Origin of the sequence: Dialister micraerophilus, from assembly GCF_947090205.1 — a bacterium.
In the GTDB taxonomy this organism is placed as follows: domain Bacteria; phylum Bacillota; class Negativicutes; order Veillonellales; family Dialisteraceae; genus Dialister; species Dialister micraerophilus.
In genome coordinates this window covers 48,812-66,990 of the sequence record NZ_CAMUNF010000001.1, presented here as the reverse complement: position 1 = coordinate 66,990, position 18,179 = coordinate 48,812, and the positions used below count along the sequence as shown (strand labels likewise).

Below are 18,179 nucleotides of genomic sequence, written 5' to 3'. Positions count from 1 at the left end.
ATTAATTATTTTTGAAATTGTAAATTTAGCGATTATAAAATTTATTATATAAAGGTTTATTAATGCCATTTTAAGCCTGTTTTACGTCTATTGTTTTACAAGTTTATGAATATATATGATACAATATTGTTGTATGTCAGGAAGGATATTTAAATGAAATCTTTTTATGGAACAACAAAAAAATTAGGAATTGATATGGGTTCATCTCAAATACGTATATTTTCAGAAAACAAACTTATTTTATCTGAATCTTCTGCGGTAGCAATTGATTATATTGATAAGTCTGTTGTAGCTTTCGGAATTAATGCGATTGTAAGATATAACCAGGAGCCGGAAAAAATACAATTGATTTGGCCTATAAAATGTGGCGTTATGACTGATTATAATTTAGTAAAGTCAATGATGAATTATTTCATATCAAAGGCATTGAAAAAGTCTGCAAGTAAACCTATAGTCATGCTTTCTATTCCTTGTGATATGAGTGCTGTGGTAAGACATGCTCTTGTAGACGCTACTATTCATGCAGGTGTTCAAAAAGTATTTTTAATTTCATCTTCTGCGGCTGCAGCTATAGGTTCCGGTTCTATTTTGTATCTTCCGGAAACTATATGTTCTGTGGTTATTGGAAGTGAAGTTACCGAATGCGGAATTTTTGCAAGCGGTGGTTTGTTGCAATCGAATAATATAGAGTTCGGCGGGAAATTAATTGATAAAGGTTTACGTTCTTTTTTAAGAGAAGAGTATAATATTCATATAAGCTTAAATCAAGCGGAAATTTTAAAAAAGAATATTGGAGAATCTATTGCTGAAACAGGAGTTAAAAATTCACTTACTGTAAGAGGCAGACGTGTAAAAGACGGAGTAGAGGTTATTTGTGAGTTGAATTACAATGAAATTTACGGTCTTATGCATCATTTATTTGAGCCTGCAGTAAATTTAGTAAAAAAAATGTTTTATGAGATAACACCTGAAATGGCAGAAGATTTGATGATAAATGGAATACTGTTATCAGGGGGTACCGCATTGTTTCCGGATATAGCAGATTTTTTTGCTTCTGAATTGGGAGTTCCGGTATATGTTTCAGAAAATCCGGATATTTCAGTAGTTAAAGGTTGTTATTTGGCATTAACTGAGTTTAGTAAAAAATTATTGATAATTGAAAACGGCGAAAAATATTATGGAGGAGCATAAAAATTGTTCTTTTTTGATAAACGTAAAATAGTTTCTGTGATTGTCGTTTTATTGGTTTTAGGCTTTTGCGGATGGGGATGGCGACATCGTGAATCGGTGCCGTTTATTTCTAAATCTTTAGCATTTACGACAGCTCCGTTTGAGCATGGTATAAGTAGAGTTTCTTTTCTTGGTAAGACAGGAATTTCAATATTGGATCAAATAATAGACAATTGGAATGAACTTGAAGAGTTGAAACGTGAAAATGGAAGTCTAAAGGCTGAACAATCCGTTTATAAAGAAATTTTGGCTGAAAATATGCGTTATAAAACTCTCTTGGGATTTAAAGAACGCAGTAAAGAATATAAATTAATGGGTGCTACGACAATTATGAGAGATTATGGTGTATGGTCAAATACATTGGTAATCGATCATGGAGAAGATGCAGGTCTGAAAAAATATATGCCTGTAATTGTACCGGAAGGTATTGTAGGTTATATTACGGAAGTATATCCTACATCTGCAAGAGTCAAACTTTTGATTGATCCGGGATGTAAAATCGGTGTCTTGGTTCAAAGGCTTGATTCGCGAGTTGAGGCAATAGCTTCAGGTAACAGTACTAATCCCGGTAATTTGATTATTTCAGGCTTGGCGCGTGAGGCGGATATTGTAAAGGGAGACCAAATTATAGCTTCCGGATATGGCGGTGTATATCCTAAAGGTGCGTTGGTAGGTGTTGTTGAAAATGTAATTGTAGATGAGGCCGGTTCAACACAATCTATAGAAATTAAACCTGCAGTAAATTTTGGACGTTTGGAAGAAGTGTTCGTTATTATGAATCCTATCGCAAGAACTGTATTACAAAAAGAAAATTCAGAAGAATTATTAAAAGAACCGCCTATGGATCCCAATATGAATAGAGTTGGAGAATAATATGAATTATTGGAAACTTTTCAGTATTTCTGTAGTTTTGTTTTTTTTGCAAGGTTCTTTTTTACCGTTACTTTTATTCGGTAAATGGCAGCCGGATATATTTCTGACGGTATTGATTATCTTTTCTTTAATTTTTGAGAAGAAAGAAATTTTTGCTTTTGCTGTTGTATTTGGATTAATTCAAGATTTGATAATAGGTAATTTTTTTGGACTACATATATTTCCATATGTAATTATTTCATGGTTTATAGTGCAATTTATAAAAGAAAAATATAATAAACATTGGTATGTTTCTTTTATTTCAGTTTTGATAGGAAGTTTTGTTTATTTTCTTATGTCAAGTTTTATTGTTTGGCAAAGCGGATATAATTATTTAACTTATTATTATTTAGTATTGGGTGTGCCGTTTGTTTTATGTAATGGATTGATTGCTCTTTTTTTACATAAATTGTTATGGAAATTTAAACAAGAGAAGGAGATTCGTTGGTGAATCGTAAACATGTACCTTTAATTTTGGAAAGTCTTTTAAAAAAAAGAGAAGAATCACGTTATTCCAATTTAATTTATACTGCAGTGATTTTAATTTGCATATTGGGATTGCGTTTATTTTTTATGCAAGTTATTGATGCATCTTATTACAAGAGTGAAGCGGATGGAAACAGAATAAGACATTTACCGGTTCAGGCGGCAAGAGGCGTTATTTATGATAGAAACGGTATAGTTTTGGCAGGTTCCAAATCGTCTTACAGTATAACCATACCCGTAGATAGACAAGGTATTCAAATAAAAGATGAAGAATTGAAAAAAATATCTGACTTAGTACATGTTTCAGTCGATGATTTAAAGAAAAGAATTGAAGATTATAAGTCCAATTTCGGTGCAATCTATCTTGTAAATAATGTAGGTGTAGATGTTGCCACACAAATTGAAGAAAGAAAAGATGAATTTCCAGGAATAGAAATTGAAATTGCACCTATAAGAATATATCCTTTTAAGTCTGCCGGTGCTCAAATATTAGGTTATGTCGGTGAGGCCGGTAATGAAGATCGTGATAAGAACGGTAATCCGTATAAATCTTCAGCTATTATAGGAAGAGCAGGTTTGGAACAAAAATATAATCAATATTTGGAGGGCAAAAACGGAGTAAAAAAAGTAGAAGTAGATGCAGCCGGACATCCTGTTCGTTACATAACAGGTGAAGAGGTTGTTTCCGGACAAAATATAAGATTGACTATAGACGCAAAACTCCAAAAAGCTGCCGAAGATGCAGTTGAAGCACAAGTTGAAGAATTGAACGGAATGGGCGTTTCCCCTACAGGTGCATCAGTTATAGCGGTAGATCCTAATACAGGTGCAGTATTGGCTATGGTAAGTTGGCCTACGTATGATCCCAATATGTTCAGTAGAGGTATTAAGTCATCTGAATGGAATTACATTATTAATAATAAAAATCATCCTCTTCAAGATAGAGCTGTTTCATCAATGTATGCTCCTGGTTCTATTTTTAAAGTAATTACTGCTGCAACTGCATTGGAATCTAAGGTTATGACGCCGGATGAAAAAATTTATGATAACGGTAAACATTGGATTATAGATAAAAGAAATGCCGAGGGGGAAGCTTTCGGATGGATTGATTTTTATGATGCTATGGCTAAATCGGATAATGTATATTTTTATGAAATGGGAAGAAGAACCGGTATTGATAGGTTATCTAAAATGGCAGGAGAGTTCGGTCTCGGTAAAAAAACAGGTATTGATTTGGATGGAGAATCGGAAGGCAATGTTGCAAGTGAGGAATATAAACTTAAAGTTTTTCATCAAGATTGGTATTTGGGGGAAACTTTTGATGCATCTATAGGACAAAGTTACACATTGACAACTCCTATTCAAATGGCAATGGTTTATTCTGCCATTGCCAACGGTGGAGTAAGATATAAACCGTATGTTGTAAGTAGAATTGATAATCTTGATGGAACACCGATGAAAATTTTTGCACCGGTAAGTTTAGGCTCAATTCCGGTATCAAAAACAAATTTAGGTTATATAAGTGAAGCTTTACGAAAAGTTATGACTAAAGAAGGTACAGGGGAATTTATTTTTAATAATTATCCGATACCTATTGCCGGGAAATCCGGTACTGCAGAAACTAACGTTGTTGACAACGGATGGTTTATAGCTTATGCACCTTTTGATAAACCTGAAATTGTTGTTGTTGCATTTTTTGAGCATAGCGGATTTGGATCGCAATCTGCCGCTCCAGTTGTAAAAAAGATGATGGATGCATATTTTCATATTGGTGATTATGCAAAGAATAAGAAAAAAGATTACAAAATTGATACCGGAGGGAATTAATAATGGCAGAAGTTATATCAGTTGTATCCGGTAAAGGTGGAGTAGGAAAAACTTTATTGGCTGCTTCATTAGGTATAAGTTTTGCAAAAAAAGGTAAAAAAACATTACTTATAGACGGAGATATGGGGCTTAGAAGTTTGGATATTGTGTTGGGTTTGGAGAGTGAATCTTTATATCATTTTTGGGATTTGGCACAAGGTAAGTGTTTTGCACAAGAAGCCATACTTAAAGTAAATGAAAATTTAGATTTTTTACCGGGTACGGTAAAAGAGGGATGGAATGAGCTTTTTTCAGGTTCTGTAGATGCTGTAATTGAAGATGTTTCTGCATTATATGACGTTGTAATATTAGATTGTCCTGCGGGAATAGGATTTGAATTAAAAGAAGCAGAAAAATATTCTCATAAAATTTTTGTTGTAATGGCACCCTTGTGGACAAGTAAGCGTTCGGCAGAACGGTTATTACTTGAATTGAAATCCTCTTCATCTGTATTTTTTATATTAAATAGGATGAAAAATATTGATAAAATAGGCATATCGTTTAAAGAATTATATAATTCTATAAATCAAGATTTGTTTTTAGCTGCAATACCATATTCGATTAAAGCTGAAAAGTCTTATCAAAGTGGAAATTTATCGGAATTTGTTGATTTGGGTGCTTTTTCAAATTCTATAAATAAAATCACGGATTATCTTGTTTATGGGAAAACTACAGATTTTGATATATGGGAAAAAATTTTGAATGATGCTGAAAAAGATAATATAAATTATTTAAAAAAAGAAATATTTTTAAAAAGTGAACCTAAAATCTATAATAAATCTAAAATTTATGCAGGAACAAACTATAAATGGCGAAGACGGAGGTGGTAATTAATGTATTTAATACGGTATCTACGTAGAGTTGACAGTACATTGATTTTTACCGTACTTGGACTTGTATTTATAAGCTTACTGATAATAGGAAGTGCAACTCATGCCAATATCGCGGATAAGCCCGGGCAATTTGATTTTGTCATTAAGCAAGGTGTATTTTTGATTGTAGGAATAATATTTTCTATTTTTACTTTGCGTTTTGATTATAAAATTCTTTATAAATGGTCAAATTGGCTATATGTTATAAATTTAATTTTTTTACTGATAGTTAAATTTGCCGGAACAAGTGCATTAGGTGCACAGCGTTGGATTCAAATAGGTCCGATTACTTTGCAGCCGTCAGAATTTGCTAAGTTTTTTATGATAATATCTTTGGCAAAATTATTATCAAAACATCCTGAAGGATTTAAGACGTGGAAAAGCTTGATACCTGTAGTTGCACTTATGTTTGCACCTACTTTATTAATTTTTATTCAACCCGATTTAGGTACAAGTTTAGTTTTTGCCGCTATAACCATGGGAATGCTTTTTATATGCGGTCTTGAAATGAAACTTGTTAAAAGAGCACTTTTAGGATTAATGTTGGTTATGCCGTTTATATGGTTTTTTGTGTTACATTCTTATCAAAAAATGCGTATTATGGTACTTTTTAATCCTAATGTAGATCCTTTCGGATCAGGGTACCATGTAATTCAATCAAAAATATCTATAGGAAGCGGAGGATTTATAGGACAAGGATTATTTGCAGGAACACAAAGTCAATTAAATTTTTTACCTGAAAATCATACGGATTTTATATTTTCAGTAATAGGAGAAGAATTAGGATTTATCGGAGCAATACTTATATTGTTTTTATATTTTGTTTTGCTATATAGAGCGATTTCTATATCTAAAGCATCCGGTGACTCATTTGGAAGTTTAATTGCGTGTGGAATATTTTCTATGTGGTTGTTTCAAGTTTTCATAAATGTAGGAATGACACTCGGAATTATGCCGGTTACAGGAATTCCTCTTCCTTTTATGAGTTATGGAGGAAGCGCATTGGTAATGAATTTACTTTGTGTGGGACTTTTGATGAATATATATTTACGGCGTAAAAAGTTGATGTTTGATTGATTTTATTTAGAAATGAAAGCGATTGTATATGAATAAATATTTATTACTAAGTGTAAGTTCGGAAGAATCTATGCTTGCCGTAGTAGAAGATGAAATTTTAAATGATTTGATTATTGAAGATAATTCATCAGAAGAAGTTGCCGGAGAAATATACGTAGGTATAGTAAAAAATGTAGTAAATTCAATAAACGGAGTGTTTTTGGATATCGGTGGCGGTAAAAATGCTTATTTGCGCTATGATGATATTATAAATCGTGATACATTACCCACCGAGGGGGAGACTCTTTTAGTTCAAATAAAAAAAGAAAGTACTTATACAAAAGGTCCTCTTGTAACTGAAAAAATTTCTTTCAAAGGGAAATATGCAGTTCTTATAAAAGGAACAAATTATATCGGAGTATCAAAAAAAATTCATGATGAAGATTTAAGAGAGAAATTCAGAAATATTACAAAAACAATACTTCCTGAAGGATATGGTGCGATTATTCGAACTGAATCAATTGAAACAAGTGTAGAATCTTTTCTGAAAGAGCTAAAAAAACTTATTTATGAATCTGATGTTGTGCAAAAAAGATTTAAAAGAGAAAAAAATCCTGGACTTCTATACAGGAATAGTGATTTATCAATGCGATGTATTAGAGATTATTTAGATAAAGATATAAAAAAACTTCTTATTGATGATAAATCTACATACAATCGTATGAATAAGTTAATATCAGAATATTTTCCCGAATATTCAAAAACTATAACTTTTTATAATGAGAAAAAACCTTTATTTGAAGTATTTAATATTGAAGATGAAATTCAAAAGTTATACAAAAGGAAAATTGAGCTGAAGTCGGGAGGAAGTATTATTTTTGATTATGCTGAGGCTCTTACTGTAATTGATGTAAATTCAGGCTCATTTAATAAAAATATGTCACATGAAGATGTAGCATTTTTTGTAAATAAAGAAGCTGCTTGTGAAATAGCAAGACAACTTCGACTTCGTGGAATCGGCGGAATCATTATGATAGATTTCATAGATATGAAAGATTTAAAGCGAAGAGAGCAGTTGATAGGATATTTAAAAAAAGAATTAAAAAAAGATTTTGTAAAAACGGTTATTTGCGGAATGACATCGTTAGGACTTGTAGAAATGACCAGAGAACGAACAGTACATAGTTTATTATATAAATATTATGATGATTGTTCTGTTTGTGGCGGAGTAGGTAAAGTTTTCACTTTAAAGCGAATTTCAAACAAAATTCATAAAGATTTGGAATTTATGAGAAAAACAGGAAATTCGTCATTTGATTTAACTATTGAGTGTCAGGTTGAAGTTGTAAATTATTTGAGAAAGTACATAGATTTGTGGGAAAAAGAATTCGGTAAAAAAATTTTTATAAAAGAAAATAAAAGTTTACATAGAGATGTTTATAGCATTTTACTTAATAAAGATTAAGAGGGGAGAAGCTATGATAGACATTCATTCAAAAGAAGCTTTGGAGGCATATGTATTTTCAGAAAAAGGATTGACAGTATTGGACATTTGGGCAGCATGGTGTCGTCCTTGCCAAGTTATGGAACCGACATTAAAGAAACTTGAAGAGATGTATAGCGGAAGAATGAAATTTTTTAAATTAAATAGTGAAGAACTTCCAGAATTGGCACAATCGTTTAAAGTACAAGGATTTCCTACATTTGTTATTTATAGAAACGGTAAAGAGTTGGGAAGAATAATCGGTTATCATGCAAAAGACAGTTTTATAAAAGAAATAGAAAATTTTATGAAAAAATAGAATTTTGATTTGTAAATAATATATATGTAGTGTCTTGCAATGAATTATTTATTTTGTTATAATCAGTAAGAATTATCTATGTTAAGAAGTGAGGTGCAAGAAGTGAAAAAAGGAATTCATCCGGATTATCATCCAGTCGTTTTCCGCGACACCGGTGCTGATTATTCATTTTTGACTCGTTCTACAGCTACGTCTGCACAGACAGTGAAATGGGAAGATGGTAATGAATACCCTCTGATTAATATTGATATCAGTAGTAAATCTCATCCGTTCTACACAGGACAGCAACGTTTCGGTAAAGCTCGTGGACGTATTGAAAAGTTCAATAAACGTTATGGAAAAACAGCAGAATAAGAAGCAGGGTAAGAGCCCTGTTTTTTATTTTGTTGTTTTTTGTATATTTAGCAGTTTTTTTGGTATACTAAAAAAGAATTATATTGTATGGGGGAAAGTATGAATACAGAGAAATTACAAGGAATTGAAAATAGATATTTAACACTGGAAGATAAATTGAGTGATCCGTCTGTAATAGAAAATCAAGAAAAATGGAGAAAATTTTCAAAAGAACATGCAGAATTGGGTGAAATTGTAACTTTATACAGACAATATAAAAAAGTATTTGAAACCAAAAATGCCGCACTTGAAATTTTAAATGATAAAAATCAAGAAGAACTTTTTGAATTGGCAAAAGAAGATTTAAAAGAGGCGGAAAAAGAGATAGAAAAATTAGAACATCAACTTCACTTACTTTTAATTCCTAAAGACCCGAATGATAGCAGAAATGTAATTTTGGAAATTCGTGCTGGAACAGGTGGAGATGAAGCTGCACTATTTGTAGCAGATCTTTTAAAAATGTATTTAAAATTTGCAGAACATCGAAAATGGAGATGTTCTATTGTAGACATGAATGAAACGGATCTTGGCGGATATCGTGAAGTTATATGTACTATAGACGGTCATAATGCATATTCTATTTTGAAGTTTGAAAGCGGAGTACATAGAGTGCAGCGTATTCCTGAAACGGAAAGTTCAGGCAGAGTACATACTTCAGCAGTAACAGTTGCTGTACTTCCGGAAGCTGAAGATGTAGATATAGAAATATCTAAAGAAGATATACGTGTAGATGTATATAGAGCATCCGGAGCGGGCGGACAGCATATAAATAAAACTTCATCGGCAATTCGTATAACACATTTACCTACAGGAATTGTAGTAACTTGTCAAAATGAAAGAGATCAAAGACAAAATAGAGAAAAAGCGATGCAAATTTTAAAAGCCAGACTTTATGATGAAGCTTTACGTAAAACTAAAAGTGAAACTGCTCAAAACAGAAAAGAACAAGTAGGGTCAGGAGATAGATCTGAACGTATACGTACATACAATTATCCGCAAGGAAGAATTACAGATCATCGTATAGGCGTTTCAGTTTATCAAATGGATAGTTTTATGAACGGATATATGGAACCGATTATAGATCGATTGATAGAGGCAGATTTAAATCTCAAAATTAAAGAAGGGGAAGGTAATGGTTGAAAAAGAAATTTGGACAATAAAAAAATTACTAAATTGGACAACTGAATACTTTAAAAAGCATAAATTGGAAACCCCAAGATTGGATGCGGAACTTCTTTTATCATATGTTTTAAAAAAGACAAGAATATATTTATATACAGATTTTGAACAAATAGTTAATAAAAATGAATTGAAAGAATTTAAAAAACTTATTCAAAATAGAATAAATGGTTTTTCAGTAGCAACACTTATAGGCGAAAAAGATTTTATGGGATTTAAATTTTTTGTTAATGATAAGGTTTTAATTCCAAGACCGGATACGGAAACATGGGTAGAAAAAGTTATACAAATTCATAAAAATGATATAGAACTGTTTGTGGCTGATATAGGATGCGGAAGCGGAGCAATAATATGCAGTTTTTTAAAATATTGTAAAAATGCAAAAGGTGTAGGTATTGATATATCTGATGATGCTATTGAAATCTCCAAGAAAAATATAAAAAATTTATCATTGGAAAATAGAATAGAATTAAGAAAGGGAGATTTTTTTAACGCTTTAAAAAAAGGTGAAAAATTTGACGGTATATTCAGTAATCCTCCATATATACCTACAGACGATATTAAATTTTTACAAAAAGAAGTTAAAAATGAACCGTTGATTGCTTTAGATGGAGGTAAAGACGGATTAAATTTTTATAGAAAAATAGCGGAAAATGCAGAAAAATTTTTAAATTCAGGCGGATTTTTAGCTGTTGAAGTAGGAATTCATCAAAGCTTGATTGTAAAAGAAATGTTTGAATCAACAGGATATTTTACCGATTTTGAAATAATTAAAGATTATGGAAATATAGAAAGAGCCGTTTATTGTATACGAAAATAAAATTGATAAAACCTCGACAGATTCTTTTTTTATAAAGAATCTGTTTTTATTTGTTTAAATATTGTTGACTTAAACACATATTTGAGTGAAGATATAAAGTGAATATACAATATATAAGAGTGAATTTATTAAAAGCAAAATAAGAGTGAAATTTTGCGGAAAGAAAATTAATGAAAACAAAAAAAATAAATGTAAATAAAAAATATTATTCCGATTTGGTTAATAAATTAGGATACATAATAAGAAAAGGCGGACTTGTAGCATTTCCAACAGAAACAGTGTATGGACTTGGGGGAAACGCTTTAAGTTCAAAAGCAGCAAAAAAAATTTATAAAGCTAAAGGTCGTCCATCAGATAACCCTTTAATTGTTCATGTTGCAGATAAATCTCAAGTGAAAAATTTTGTAAAAAATATAAATGATTTGGAACATAAATTAATGGATTTATATTGGCCGGGACCTTTAACGATAGTATTTGAAAAAAAAGATATTATACCTTATGAAACATCAGGTGGGCTTGATACAGTAGCTATAAGATGTCCAGATAACAATGCAACAAGAGCATTAATTCGTGCAGCGAAAGTTCCGTTGGCAGGTCCAAGTGCAAATATATCGACTAGACCGAGTCCTACATATGCAAAAAGCGTTTTGAACGATTTAGACGGTAGAATAAATGCGGTAATAGATAACGGTGACAGTAAGATAGGTTTGGAATCTACTATTGTTGCGGTAAATGAAGGAAAAATAATAATTTATCGTCCCGGTGCAATTACTCAAGAAATGTTATCGGAATTAGCACCAACTTCTTTAGATACGGCATTAAAAAAGAGTAATGAAAAACCGAAAGCTCCCGGAATGAAATATAGACATTATGCACCGTCGGCTCCATTGGAAATTTATGTAGGAAATGAGAATAAAGTTGAAGAATCTATACTTGAAGTTTCAAATGAAAATGATAAAATATATGGATTTTTTGTAAGTAAAGAAACAGCAGAAAAGTTACCGAAAAACAGTATAGTATTTTGCTGGGGTAAACGTTCCGATAAAAAAAGCATGGCAAGAAATTTGTTTAAAGGACTGTTGTTTTTCAATTCCCAAAAAATTGATCAAATCATTGGAGAAGGTACAGATAATAAAGGAATTGGTATGGCAATTATGAACAGATTGAAAAAAGCTTCAGGTCAGCATATTGTTTTTGTAGAGAAATAGAAGTATTATATAGTCAGAAACATTAATTTTTTATAAAAATATAAAGAGGTGAATGCATTTATGAAAATTGCCATAGCCGGAGATCATGGGGGATTTTTATTAAAGAATGAATTAATCAAGCATTTACAAGAATTAAAAATACCCTATATTGATTGTGGAACTGATTCTCAAGAATCTTGTGATTATCCTGATTATGCAGAGAAAGCATGTAAACTTGTATTATCAGGGGAAGTTACTTACGCCGTATTGATTTGCGGTACAGGAATAGGAATGTCAATTACAGCAAATAAAATTAATGGAATCAGAGCTGCATTGTGCAGTGATGAATTTTCAGCGCATTTTACGAGAGCACATAATGATGCAAATGTATTGGCATTAGGAGCAAGAGTAATAGGTCCCGGATTGGCAGTAAGTATTTTAGACGCATTTATAAATTCAAAGTTTGAAGGTGGTCGACATGAAAGGCGTCTTGAAAAAATCAGACAAATAGAAAGGAGCCATAATCATGTATGAAGAATTAAAAAAACAAAGTTTAGCTGCTTTTGAAGAACTTTGTCAAGTATCAAATTTTAAGAAAGGTAATTTGATAGTTATAGGTGGTTCATCCAGCGAAATACGAGGAGGAAGAATCGGTAAAGACAGTTCTTTTGAAATAGGCACCGCAGTTGTATCAACTTTGATGAAAGCGGCGGAAGAAAAAGGTTTATTGCTTGCTTTTCAGTGTTGTGAACACTTAAATCGCTCATTAATTGTAGAAAGAAAAACAGCTGAAAAATATAATTTGGAAGAAGTTTCAGTAGTTCCGTGGCTTCATGCCGGTGGAGCATTTTCTACAAATGCATATGAAATGTTTGAAGATCCTGTTGCAGTTATGAGTGTTAAAGCTCATGGAGGATTGGACATAGGATTGACAATGATAGGAATGCATTTAAAACGTGTCGCAGTTCCGATAAGATTGAAAAATAATAAAATCGGTGAAGCATTGGTTTGCGGTGCAAGAACAAGACCTATGCTTGTGGGTGGAGAACGTGCAAGATATACCAAACAATAACTGATTTAAAATAAAATGATCTCGAGTAAAATTTTCGAGGTCATTTTATTTTTGAGTAAGTTTTTAATTTAATGATATGATATACTGTTACTATCTTATTTACTATAAATTACAATTTATTAAGAAAGGATACTTTTATATATGGAAAATTTAAAAAAATTAGATTCTGAAATTTTTTTCAGTATAAAAGAAGAATTAACACGCCAACGTGATAAATTGGAAATGATTGCTTCTGAAAATTTTGTAAGTGAAGCTGTTTTGGAGGCACAAGGAAGTATTCTTACTAATAAATATGCTGAAGGATATCCGGGAAAACGTTATTATGGCGGATGTGAATATGTAGATAAAGTAGAACAACTTGCAATTAATAGAGTAAAAACAATATTTAATGCAGAACATGCAAACGTTCAACCGCATTCAGGGTCACAAGCAAATTTTGCTGTTTATTATGCTATGCTTAATCCCGGGGATACGATTATGGGAATGAATTTAAATGACGGTGGACATTTAACTCATGGTAGTCCTGTTAATATTTCCGGAAAATATTTTAATGTTATTCCATATGGAGTACGTAAAGATGACGAATTAATTGATTATGATGCTTTGGAAAAAACTGCTAAAGATGTAAATCCTAAACTTATCATAGGTGGAACAAGTGCATATTCAAGAATAATAGATTTTGAAAGAATTTCATATATTGCAAAATCTGTAAATGCTTTATTTATGGTGGATATGGCACATTTCGCAGGTTTGGTTGCAGGAGATGAATATCCTAATCCTATGAAATGGGCTGATATTGTAACGACTACAACTCATAAAACTCTTAGAGGGCCTCGAGGTGGAGTAATATTGTGTAAGGGAAAATATGCAAAACTTATAGATAAAGCTGTATTTCCGGGGATGCAAGGCGGACCGTTGATGCATGTTATAGCAGCTAAGGCGGTAGCATTCGGTGAAGCAATGCAAGATGATTTTAAAGTTTATGCAAAAAAAGTAAAATTAAATGAAAAAGCTTTATCTGACACATTACAAAAAAATGGAATAAGAGTAGTTTCCGGCGGAACGGACACACATGTTCTCTTGGCAGATTTGACATCGCTTGGTATTACTGGTAAAGAAGCACAAAATATTTTAGATGAAATTGGAATTACATGCAATAAAAATACAATTCCTTTTGAAACTTTAAGTCCTTTTGTTACAAGTGGAATACGATTAGGTTCCGCAGCACTTACTACAAGGGGGTTAAATGAAAAAGATTTTATTGAAATTGCAGATATTATATCTGTATCTTTAAAAAATTCTGAAAATGAAGAAAAACAATCTGAATGTAAAAAACGTGTAAAAAAATTGTGTGAGAAATATCCTATGTATGAAAAATTATAAAATAAAGGTAAATGAATTATTTTATTCATTTACCTTATTTCTTTACAAAAATTGATATATAGTCTATAATTACCTTGAAAGCGATGAATGAGAATATCTTTTTGAAAGTTTTAAGAGAGCAAATGTTTGGTGAGAATTTGTATCCGTAAAAAAGAGATCCGCTCAGGAGCAGTCGGTGAAGAATCGAACGAGTGATTTCGTTATAAAATCAATGAGGGAAATTTATTAAATTTCCGAATATGGGTGGCACCGCGATAACTTCGTCCCAATGAGGCGAGGTTTTTTTGTTTGCAAAAGGAGATTAAAATGCTTGATTTGAAATTTATAAGAGAAAATTTTGACCTTGTAAAGGAAAATTTGATAAATCGAAATAATAATTTTGATTTAAATAAAGTTTTGGAACTTGACCGAAAGAGACGTGAATTATTGCAAGAAACCGAAAAATTAAAAAGTAGAAGAAATATAGAAAGTAAAAATATTGCAATAGCTAAGAAGAAAGGTGAAGATGCATCTGCAGCTATTGCAGAAATGCGTAAAGTAGGTAATCAAATTTCTGCAATAGATATAGATTTAAATAAAATCGAAAAAGAATTACATAACCTATTACTTCATATTCCTAATATTGTAGATGAATCGGTACCGGTAGGTAAAGATGATAGTGAAAATCCTGAAATAAGACGTTGGGGTGTTCCGCGCAAATTTGATTTTCCTATAAAAGCACACTATGAATTGGGTGAATCACTTAAGATGCTGGATTTTGAACGTGCAGGGAAAGTTTCAGGAGCAAGATTTACTTTTTATATAGATGCAATAGCTAAATTAGAACGAGCAGTTTATAATTTCATGTTGGATCTTCATACTGTAGAAGGTACATTTACAGAAGTTATTCCTCCGTATATTATTAATGAATCTTCAATGCAAGGTACAGGACAACTTCCGAAATTTGCGGAAGATATGTATAAAGTTGAAGGGGAAACAATGTATATGACACCTACAGCAGAAGTACCTTTAACTAACTATTTTGCAGGTGAAATTTTAGATGAAAGTATACTTCCTGTGCATTTTACTGCACTTACACCGTGTTTTAGAAAAGAAGCAGGATCTGCCGGAAAAGATACACGTGGATTAATTCGTCAACATCAATTCCAAAAAGTTGAAATGGTTAAATATTGTAAACCTGAAGACAGCAAAGATGAATTGGAGTCTTTAACAAATGAAGCTGAAAAAGTTTTACAAGAATTAAATTTACCATATAGAGTAGTATGTTTATGTACCGGAGATATAGGATTCTCAGCATCAAAAACTTATGACGTTGAAGTTTGGATGCCGGCACAAAATAAATATAGAGAAATATCGTCTTGCTCAAATTGTTTGGATTTCCAAGCCAGACGTGCCAATATTCGTTTCCGCAGATGTAAAGGAGCCAAGCCGGAGTTTGTACATACATTAAACGGATCCGGACTTGCTGTAGGAAGAACTGTTGCTGCAATAATGGAAAATTATCAAAATGAAGACGGTTCAATTACCGTTCCGGAAAAACTTCGTCCTTATATGAAAAATATTAAAGTAATCAGTGCATTAAAGGGTTACAAAAGTTCAAACATTAAATAAATAATCTAATTATATCAGACCTCTGAATTTCGATTTAATATGTAATTTTCGGGGGTCATTTTTTTAGAATATAATCAAACGTACTAATTATAATTACTTTGTAGTTTGAAACTTATAAATATAGTATAATTAGAGTAATAAAAAGTATGTTTGGAGGGTTAATGCATAAAATACAAATATTTTTACTTACAGTGTTATTAACAAGTATTTTATTTCCCATGAAAATACTTGCTTTTTCAGGTAATGATTATATTTTTACAAATAATTTTATAATGGAAATAACACTTGTTTCAGTAATTTTTATATCTATTTTTGCTGAGATAAAAACAGCGGGATTTTCAGGTGCCGGTATTGTTGCAATTATTTCGGGAAGTATATTGTTTTTTATACATGGAAGCGAACTACTTTACATGTGGGATATATTACTGTTTTTTTCGGGAATAATTTTATTATTTTGTGATTTATTAATTTTTTTTACCGGTGCGATTTCAATGGCAGGTATTTTGTGCATATGTATGGGATTATATATAAATTTAGGAGCAAATTTATATGCGTTTTATATAGTCTTTGCCGGCTTTGCATTTTCGATTATTGTTGCATACATTCTTTTAAAGAGAATGTCAAAAAGTATTTTATGGGATAAACTTTCACAAAAGGTAATTTTAAGTTCATCCAAAGGATATAAATCATCATCGTTGGATTTGAATAAATATATAGGCAAGCAAGGAATAACCGCTACTGTTTTAAGGCCGACAGGAAAAGTAAAAATTGATAAAGTTATATTTGATGCTATATCTGACGGTGATTTTATTGAAGTCAATAAAAAAATAACGGTAATAAATATTAATGGCAGCCAAGTTGTTGTAAGATTAGATAATTTTTAAAGGAGGGCATATATGGAAATATTTTTAGTACCCGGAATAGGTTTTGTATTTTTTGTATTTTTTATAGTTGTATTTTTAAATTTTATACCTTTGGGGTTGTGGATTTCAGCATTATCATCAAGAGTTTCAATTTCATTGTTTGATCTTGTAGGAATGAGATTAAGACGTGTACAACCTCGCATGATTGTTTTACCGCTTATAAAAGGGACAAAAGCCGGATTGAATTTAAATGTAAATCAATTGGAAGCACATTATTTGGCAGGAGGAAATGTTGATAATGTTGTTGATGCATTAATTGCCGCTCATAGAGCACAAATTTTATTATCATTTGAACAAGCGGCTGCAATTGATTTGGCAGGTAGAAATGTATTGGAAGCTGTTCAAATGAGTGTAAATCCGAAAGTTATCGAAACGCCCACAATATCTGCAGTAGCGAAAAACGGTATTGAATTGAAAGTGCGTGCAAGAGTAACTGTACGTGCAAATATAGACAGATTGGTTGGGGGTGCAGGTGAAGCTACAATTATTGCTCGTGTAGGGGAAGGTATAGTAACTACGGTGGGATCATCTGAAAAGCATACTGATGTGTTGGAAAATCCGGATCATATTTCAAGGACCGTTTTAGGGAAAGGGTTAGATTCCGGAACAGCATTTGAAATACTTTCTATTGATATAGCTGATGTGGATGTAGGAAGAAATATAGGAGCACAATTACAAACAGATCAAGCGGAAGCCGACAAGCAAATTGCACAAGCGAGAGCGGAAGAAAGACGTGCGATGGCTGTTGCTAAAGAACAAGAAATGCGTGCATATACACAAGAAATGCAAGCAAAAGTAGTAGAATCTCAAGCGGACGTTCCTCGTGCATTATCTGAAGCACTTAGAAAAGGTAATTTGGGAGTAATGGATTATTATAATTTAAAAAATATTAATGCAGATACAAAAATGCGTAATACAATTGCTGAAAATGATACAACTCATGATTTATTATAAGGGTGAAATGTATGTCGACTGAAATGGTTATAGCAATTTTTATATGGTTAGCATTTGTTTTTGTAAATGTATATATTAAAAAAAATAAAAATTCAGAAAACAAAGAAAAAGAATCATATGAAATTAAAAATTATGGGAAAAATTATGATTATGAAAAAGTAAGGAACATTATAAAAAAATCGTGGGATAAAACTTCAGAACAAAAACAAGAAGAAAAACAAAAAGAAAAAAATATTTATAATTTTGCAGAAAAAGATAAATTTAAAGAAGAAAAAAGAAATTATGTGAATTTGCGGATTTTAAATAACAATGAAATAAATTCACATAAGAATAAAAAAATAAATTTGAAGAAATGGATTGTTTATGACAGCATTTTCAATGAACCAAGAAGTAAACGACCTTTTATTGCACAAAAAAGAGTTGAAAGATAAAA

Annotated in this window: 19 protein-coding genes and 1 other annotated feature; all 19 genes read left to right on the top strand. The window is 31.6% G+C overall.

All coding sequences use genetic code 11. The annotated features are described in order from the left end of the window. Positions 1-153: 153 nt before the first annotated feature. The gene (locus tag P6922_RS00320) at positions 154-1,191 is read left to right on the top strand and encodes a rod shape-determining protein (RefSeq protein ID WP_007554335.1); all 1,038 of its coding nucleotides are present in this window, start codon (positions 154-156) and stop codon (positions 1,189-1,191) included. 3 nt (positions 1,192-1,194) lie between these two features. Further along, positions 1,195-2,103 (top strand): rod shape-determining protein MreC, encoded by a 909-nt coding sequence (gene mreC, locus P6922_RS00315; RefSeq protein ID WP_276873392.1) that lies wholly within the window; start codon positions 1,195-1,197, stop codon positions 2,101-2,103. A 1-nt stretch (position 2,104) separates the two neighbouring features. Beyond that, a complete protein-coding gene (gene mreD, locus P6922_RS00310) occupies positions 2,105-2,593 on the top strand; it encodes a rod shape-determining protein MreD (RefSeq protein WP_276873390.1) in 489 nt (162 codons plus the stop codon). After that, entirely contained in the window at positions 2,590-4,455 is a 1,866-nt protein-coding gene (gene mrdA / locus P6922_RS00305; protein WP_276873388.1) for a penicillin-binding protein 2, read from the top strand. The genes mreD and mrdA overlap by 4 nt, the downstream gene beginning before the upstream one ends. A gap of 2 nt (positions 4,456-4,457) precedes the next feature. Beyond that, on the top strand, positions 4,458-5,324 hold the full coding sequence (locus P6922_RS00300) for an AAA family ATPase (protein ID WP_276873386.1): 867 nt from the start codon (positions 4,458-4,460) through the stop codon (positions 5,322-5,324). Positions 5,325-5,327: 3 nt separating this feature from the next. Next, a complete protein-coding gene (gene rodA, locus P6922_RS00295) occupies positions 5,328-6,443 on the top strand; it encodes a rod shape-determining protein RodA (RefSeq protein WP_007554305.1) in 1,116 nt (371 codons plus the stop codon). Between the two features lie 28 nt (positions 6,444-6,471). Continuing rightward, positions 6,472-7,887 (top strand): Rne/Rng family ribonuclease, encoded by a 1,416-nt coding sequence (locus P6922_RS00290; protein WP_276873384.1) that lies wholly within the window; start codon positions 6,472-6,474, stop codon positions 7,885-7,887. Positions 7,888-7,900: 13 nt separating this feature from the next. Next, on the top strand, positions 7,901-8,224 hold the full coding sequence (locus tag P6922_RS00285) for a thioredoxin family protein (RefSeq protein ID WP_007554275.1): 324 nt from the start codon (positions 7,901-7,903) through the stop codon (positions 8,222-8,224). Between the two features lie 102 nt (positions 8,225-8,326). After that, positions 8,327-8,578 (top strand): type B 50S ribosomal protein L31, encoded by a 252-nt coding sequence (locus P6922_RS00280; protein ID WP_035062775.1) that lies wholly within the window; start codon positions 8,327-8,329, stop codon positions 8,576-8,578. Between the two features lie 99 nt (positions 8,579-8,677). Further along, positions 8,678-9,757 (top strand): peptide chain release factor 1, encoded by a 1,080-nt coding sequence (gene prfA, locus P6922_RS00275; RefSeq protein WP_007554333.1) that lies wholly within the window; start codon positions 8,678-8,680, stop codon positions 9,755-9,757. After that, a complete protein-coding gene (gene prmC / locus P6922_RS00270; protein ID WP_276873381.1) occupies positions 9,750-10,616 on the top strand; it encodes a peptide chain release factor N(5)-glutamine methyltransferase in 867 nt (288 codons plus the stop codon). Before prfA ends, prmC begins: the two co-directional genes overlap by 8 nt. A gap of 170 nt (positions 10,617-10,786) precedes the next feature. Continuing rightward, positions 10,787-11,824 (top strand): L-threonylcarbamoyladenylate synthase, encoded by a 1,038-nt coding sequence (locus P6922_RS00265; RefSeq protein WP_007554400.1) that lies wholly within the window; start codon positions 10,787-10,789, stop codon positions 11,822-11,824. 60 nt (positions 11,825-11,884) lie between these two features. Next, positions 11,885-12,337 (top strand): ribose 5-phosphate isomerase B, encoded by a 453-nt coding sequence (gene rpiB, locus P6922_RS00260; protein ID WP_276873379.1) that lies wholly within the window; start codon positions 11,885-11,887, stop codon positions 12,335-12,337. After that, positions 12,330-12,875: a TIGR01440 family protein gene (locus P6922_RS00255; RefSeq protein WP_007554279.1), complete on the top strand. Its 546-nt coding sequence runs from the start codon at positions 12,330-12,332 to the stop codon at positions 12,873-12,875. The genes rpiB and P6922_RS00255 overlap by 8 nt, the downstream gene beginning before the upstream one ends. 141 nt (positions 12,876-13,016) lie before the next feature. Next, positions 13,017-14,258, top strand: a complete 1,242-nt coding sequence (locus P6922_RS00250; protein WP_276873377.1) for a serine hydroxymethyltransferase — start codon at positions 13,017-13,019, stop codon at positions 14,256-14,258. 74 nt (positions 14,259-14,332) lie between these two features. Next, positions 14,333-14,529 (top strand) — a binding site (T-box leader). Positions 14,530-14,564: 35 nt separating this feature from the next. Continuing rightward, positions 14,565-15,869 carry a serine--tRNA ligase gene (gene serS, locus P6922_RS00245; protein WP_007554429.1) on the top strand — a complete coding sequence of 435 codons (1,305 nt, stop codon included), beginning with the start codon at positions 14,565-14,567 and terminating at the stop codon, positions 15,867-15,869. 161 nt (positions 15,870-16,030) lie between these two features. After that, positions 16,031-16,753 (top strand): NfeD family protein, encoded by a 723-nt coding sequence (locus tag P6922_RS00240; protein ID WP_276873374.1) that lies wholly within the window; start codon positions 16,031-16,033, stop codon positions 16,751-16,753. A gap of 12 nt (positions 16,754-16,765) precedes the next feature. Further along, entirely contained in the window at positions 16,766-17,746 is a 981-nt protein-coding gene (gene floA / locus P6922_RS00235; RefSeq protein WP_007554370.1) for a flotillin-like protein FloA, read from the top strand. An 11-nt stretch (positions 17,747-17,757) separates the two neighbouring features. Next, positions 17,758-18,177 (top strand): hypothetical protein, encoded by a 420-nt coding sequence (locus P6922_RS00230; protein ID WP_276873373.1) that lies wholly within the window; start codon positions 17,758-17,760, stop codon positions 18,175-18,177. Positions 18,178-18,179: the final 2 nt, after the last annotated feature.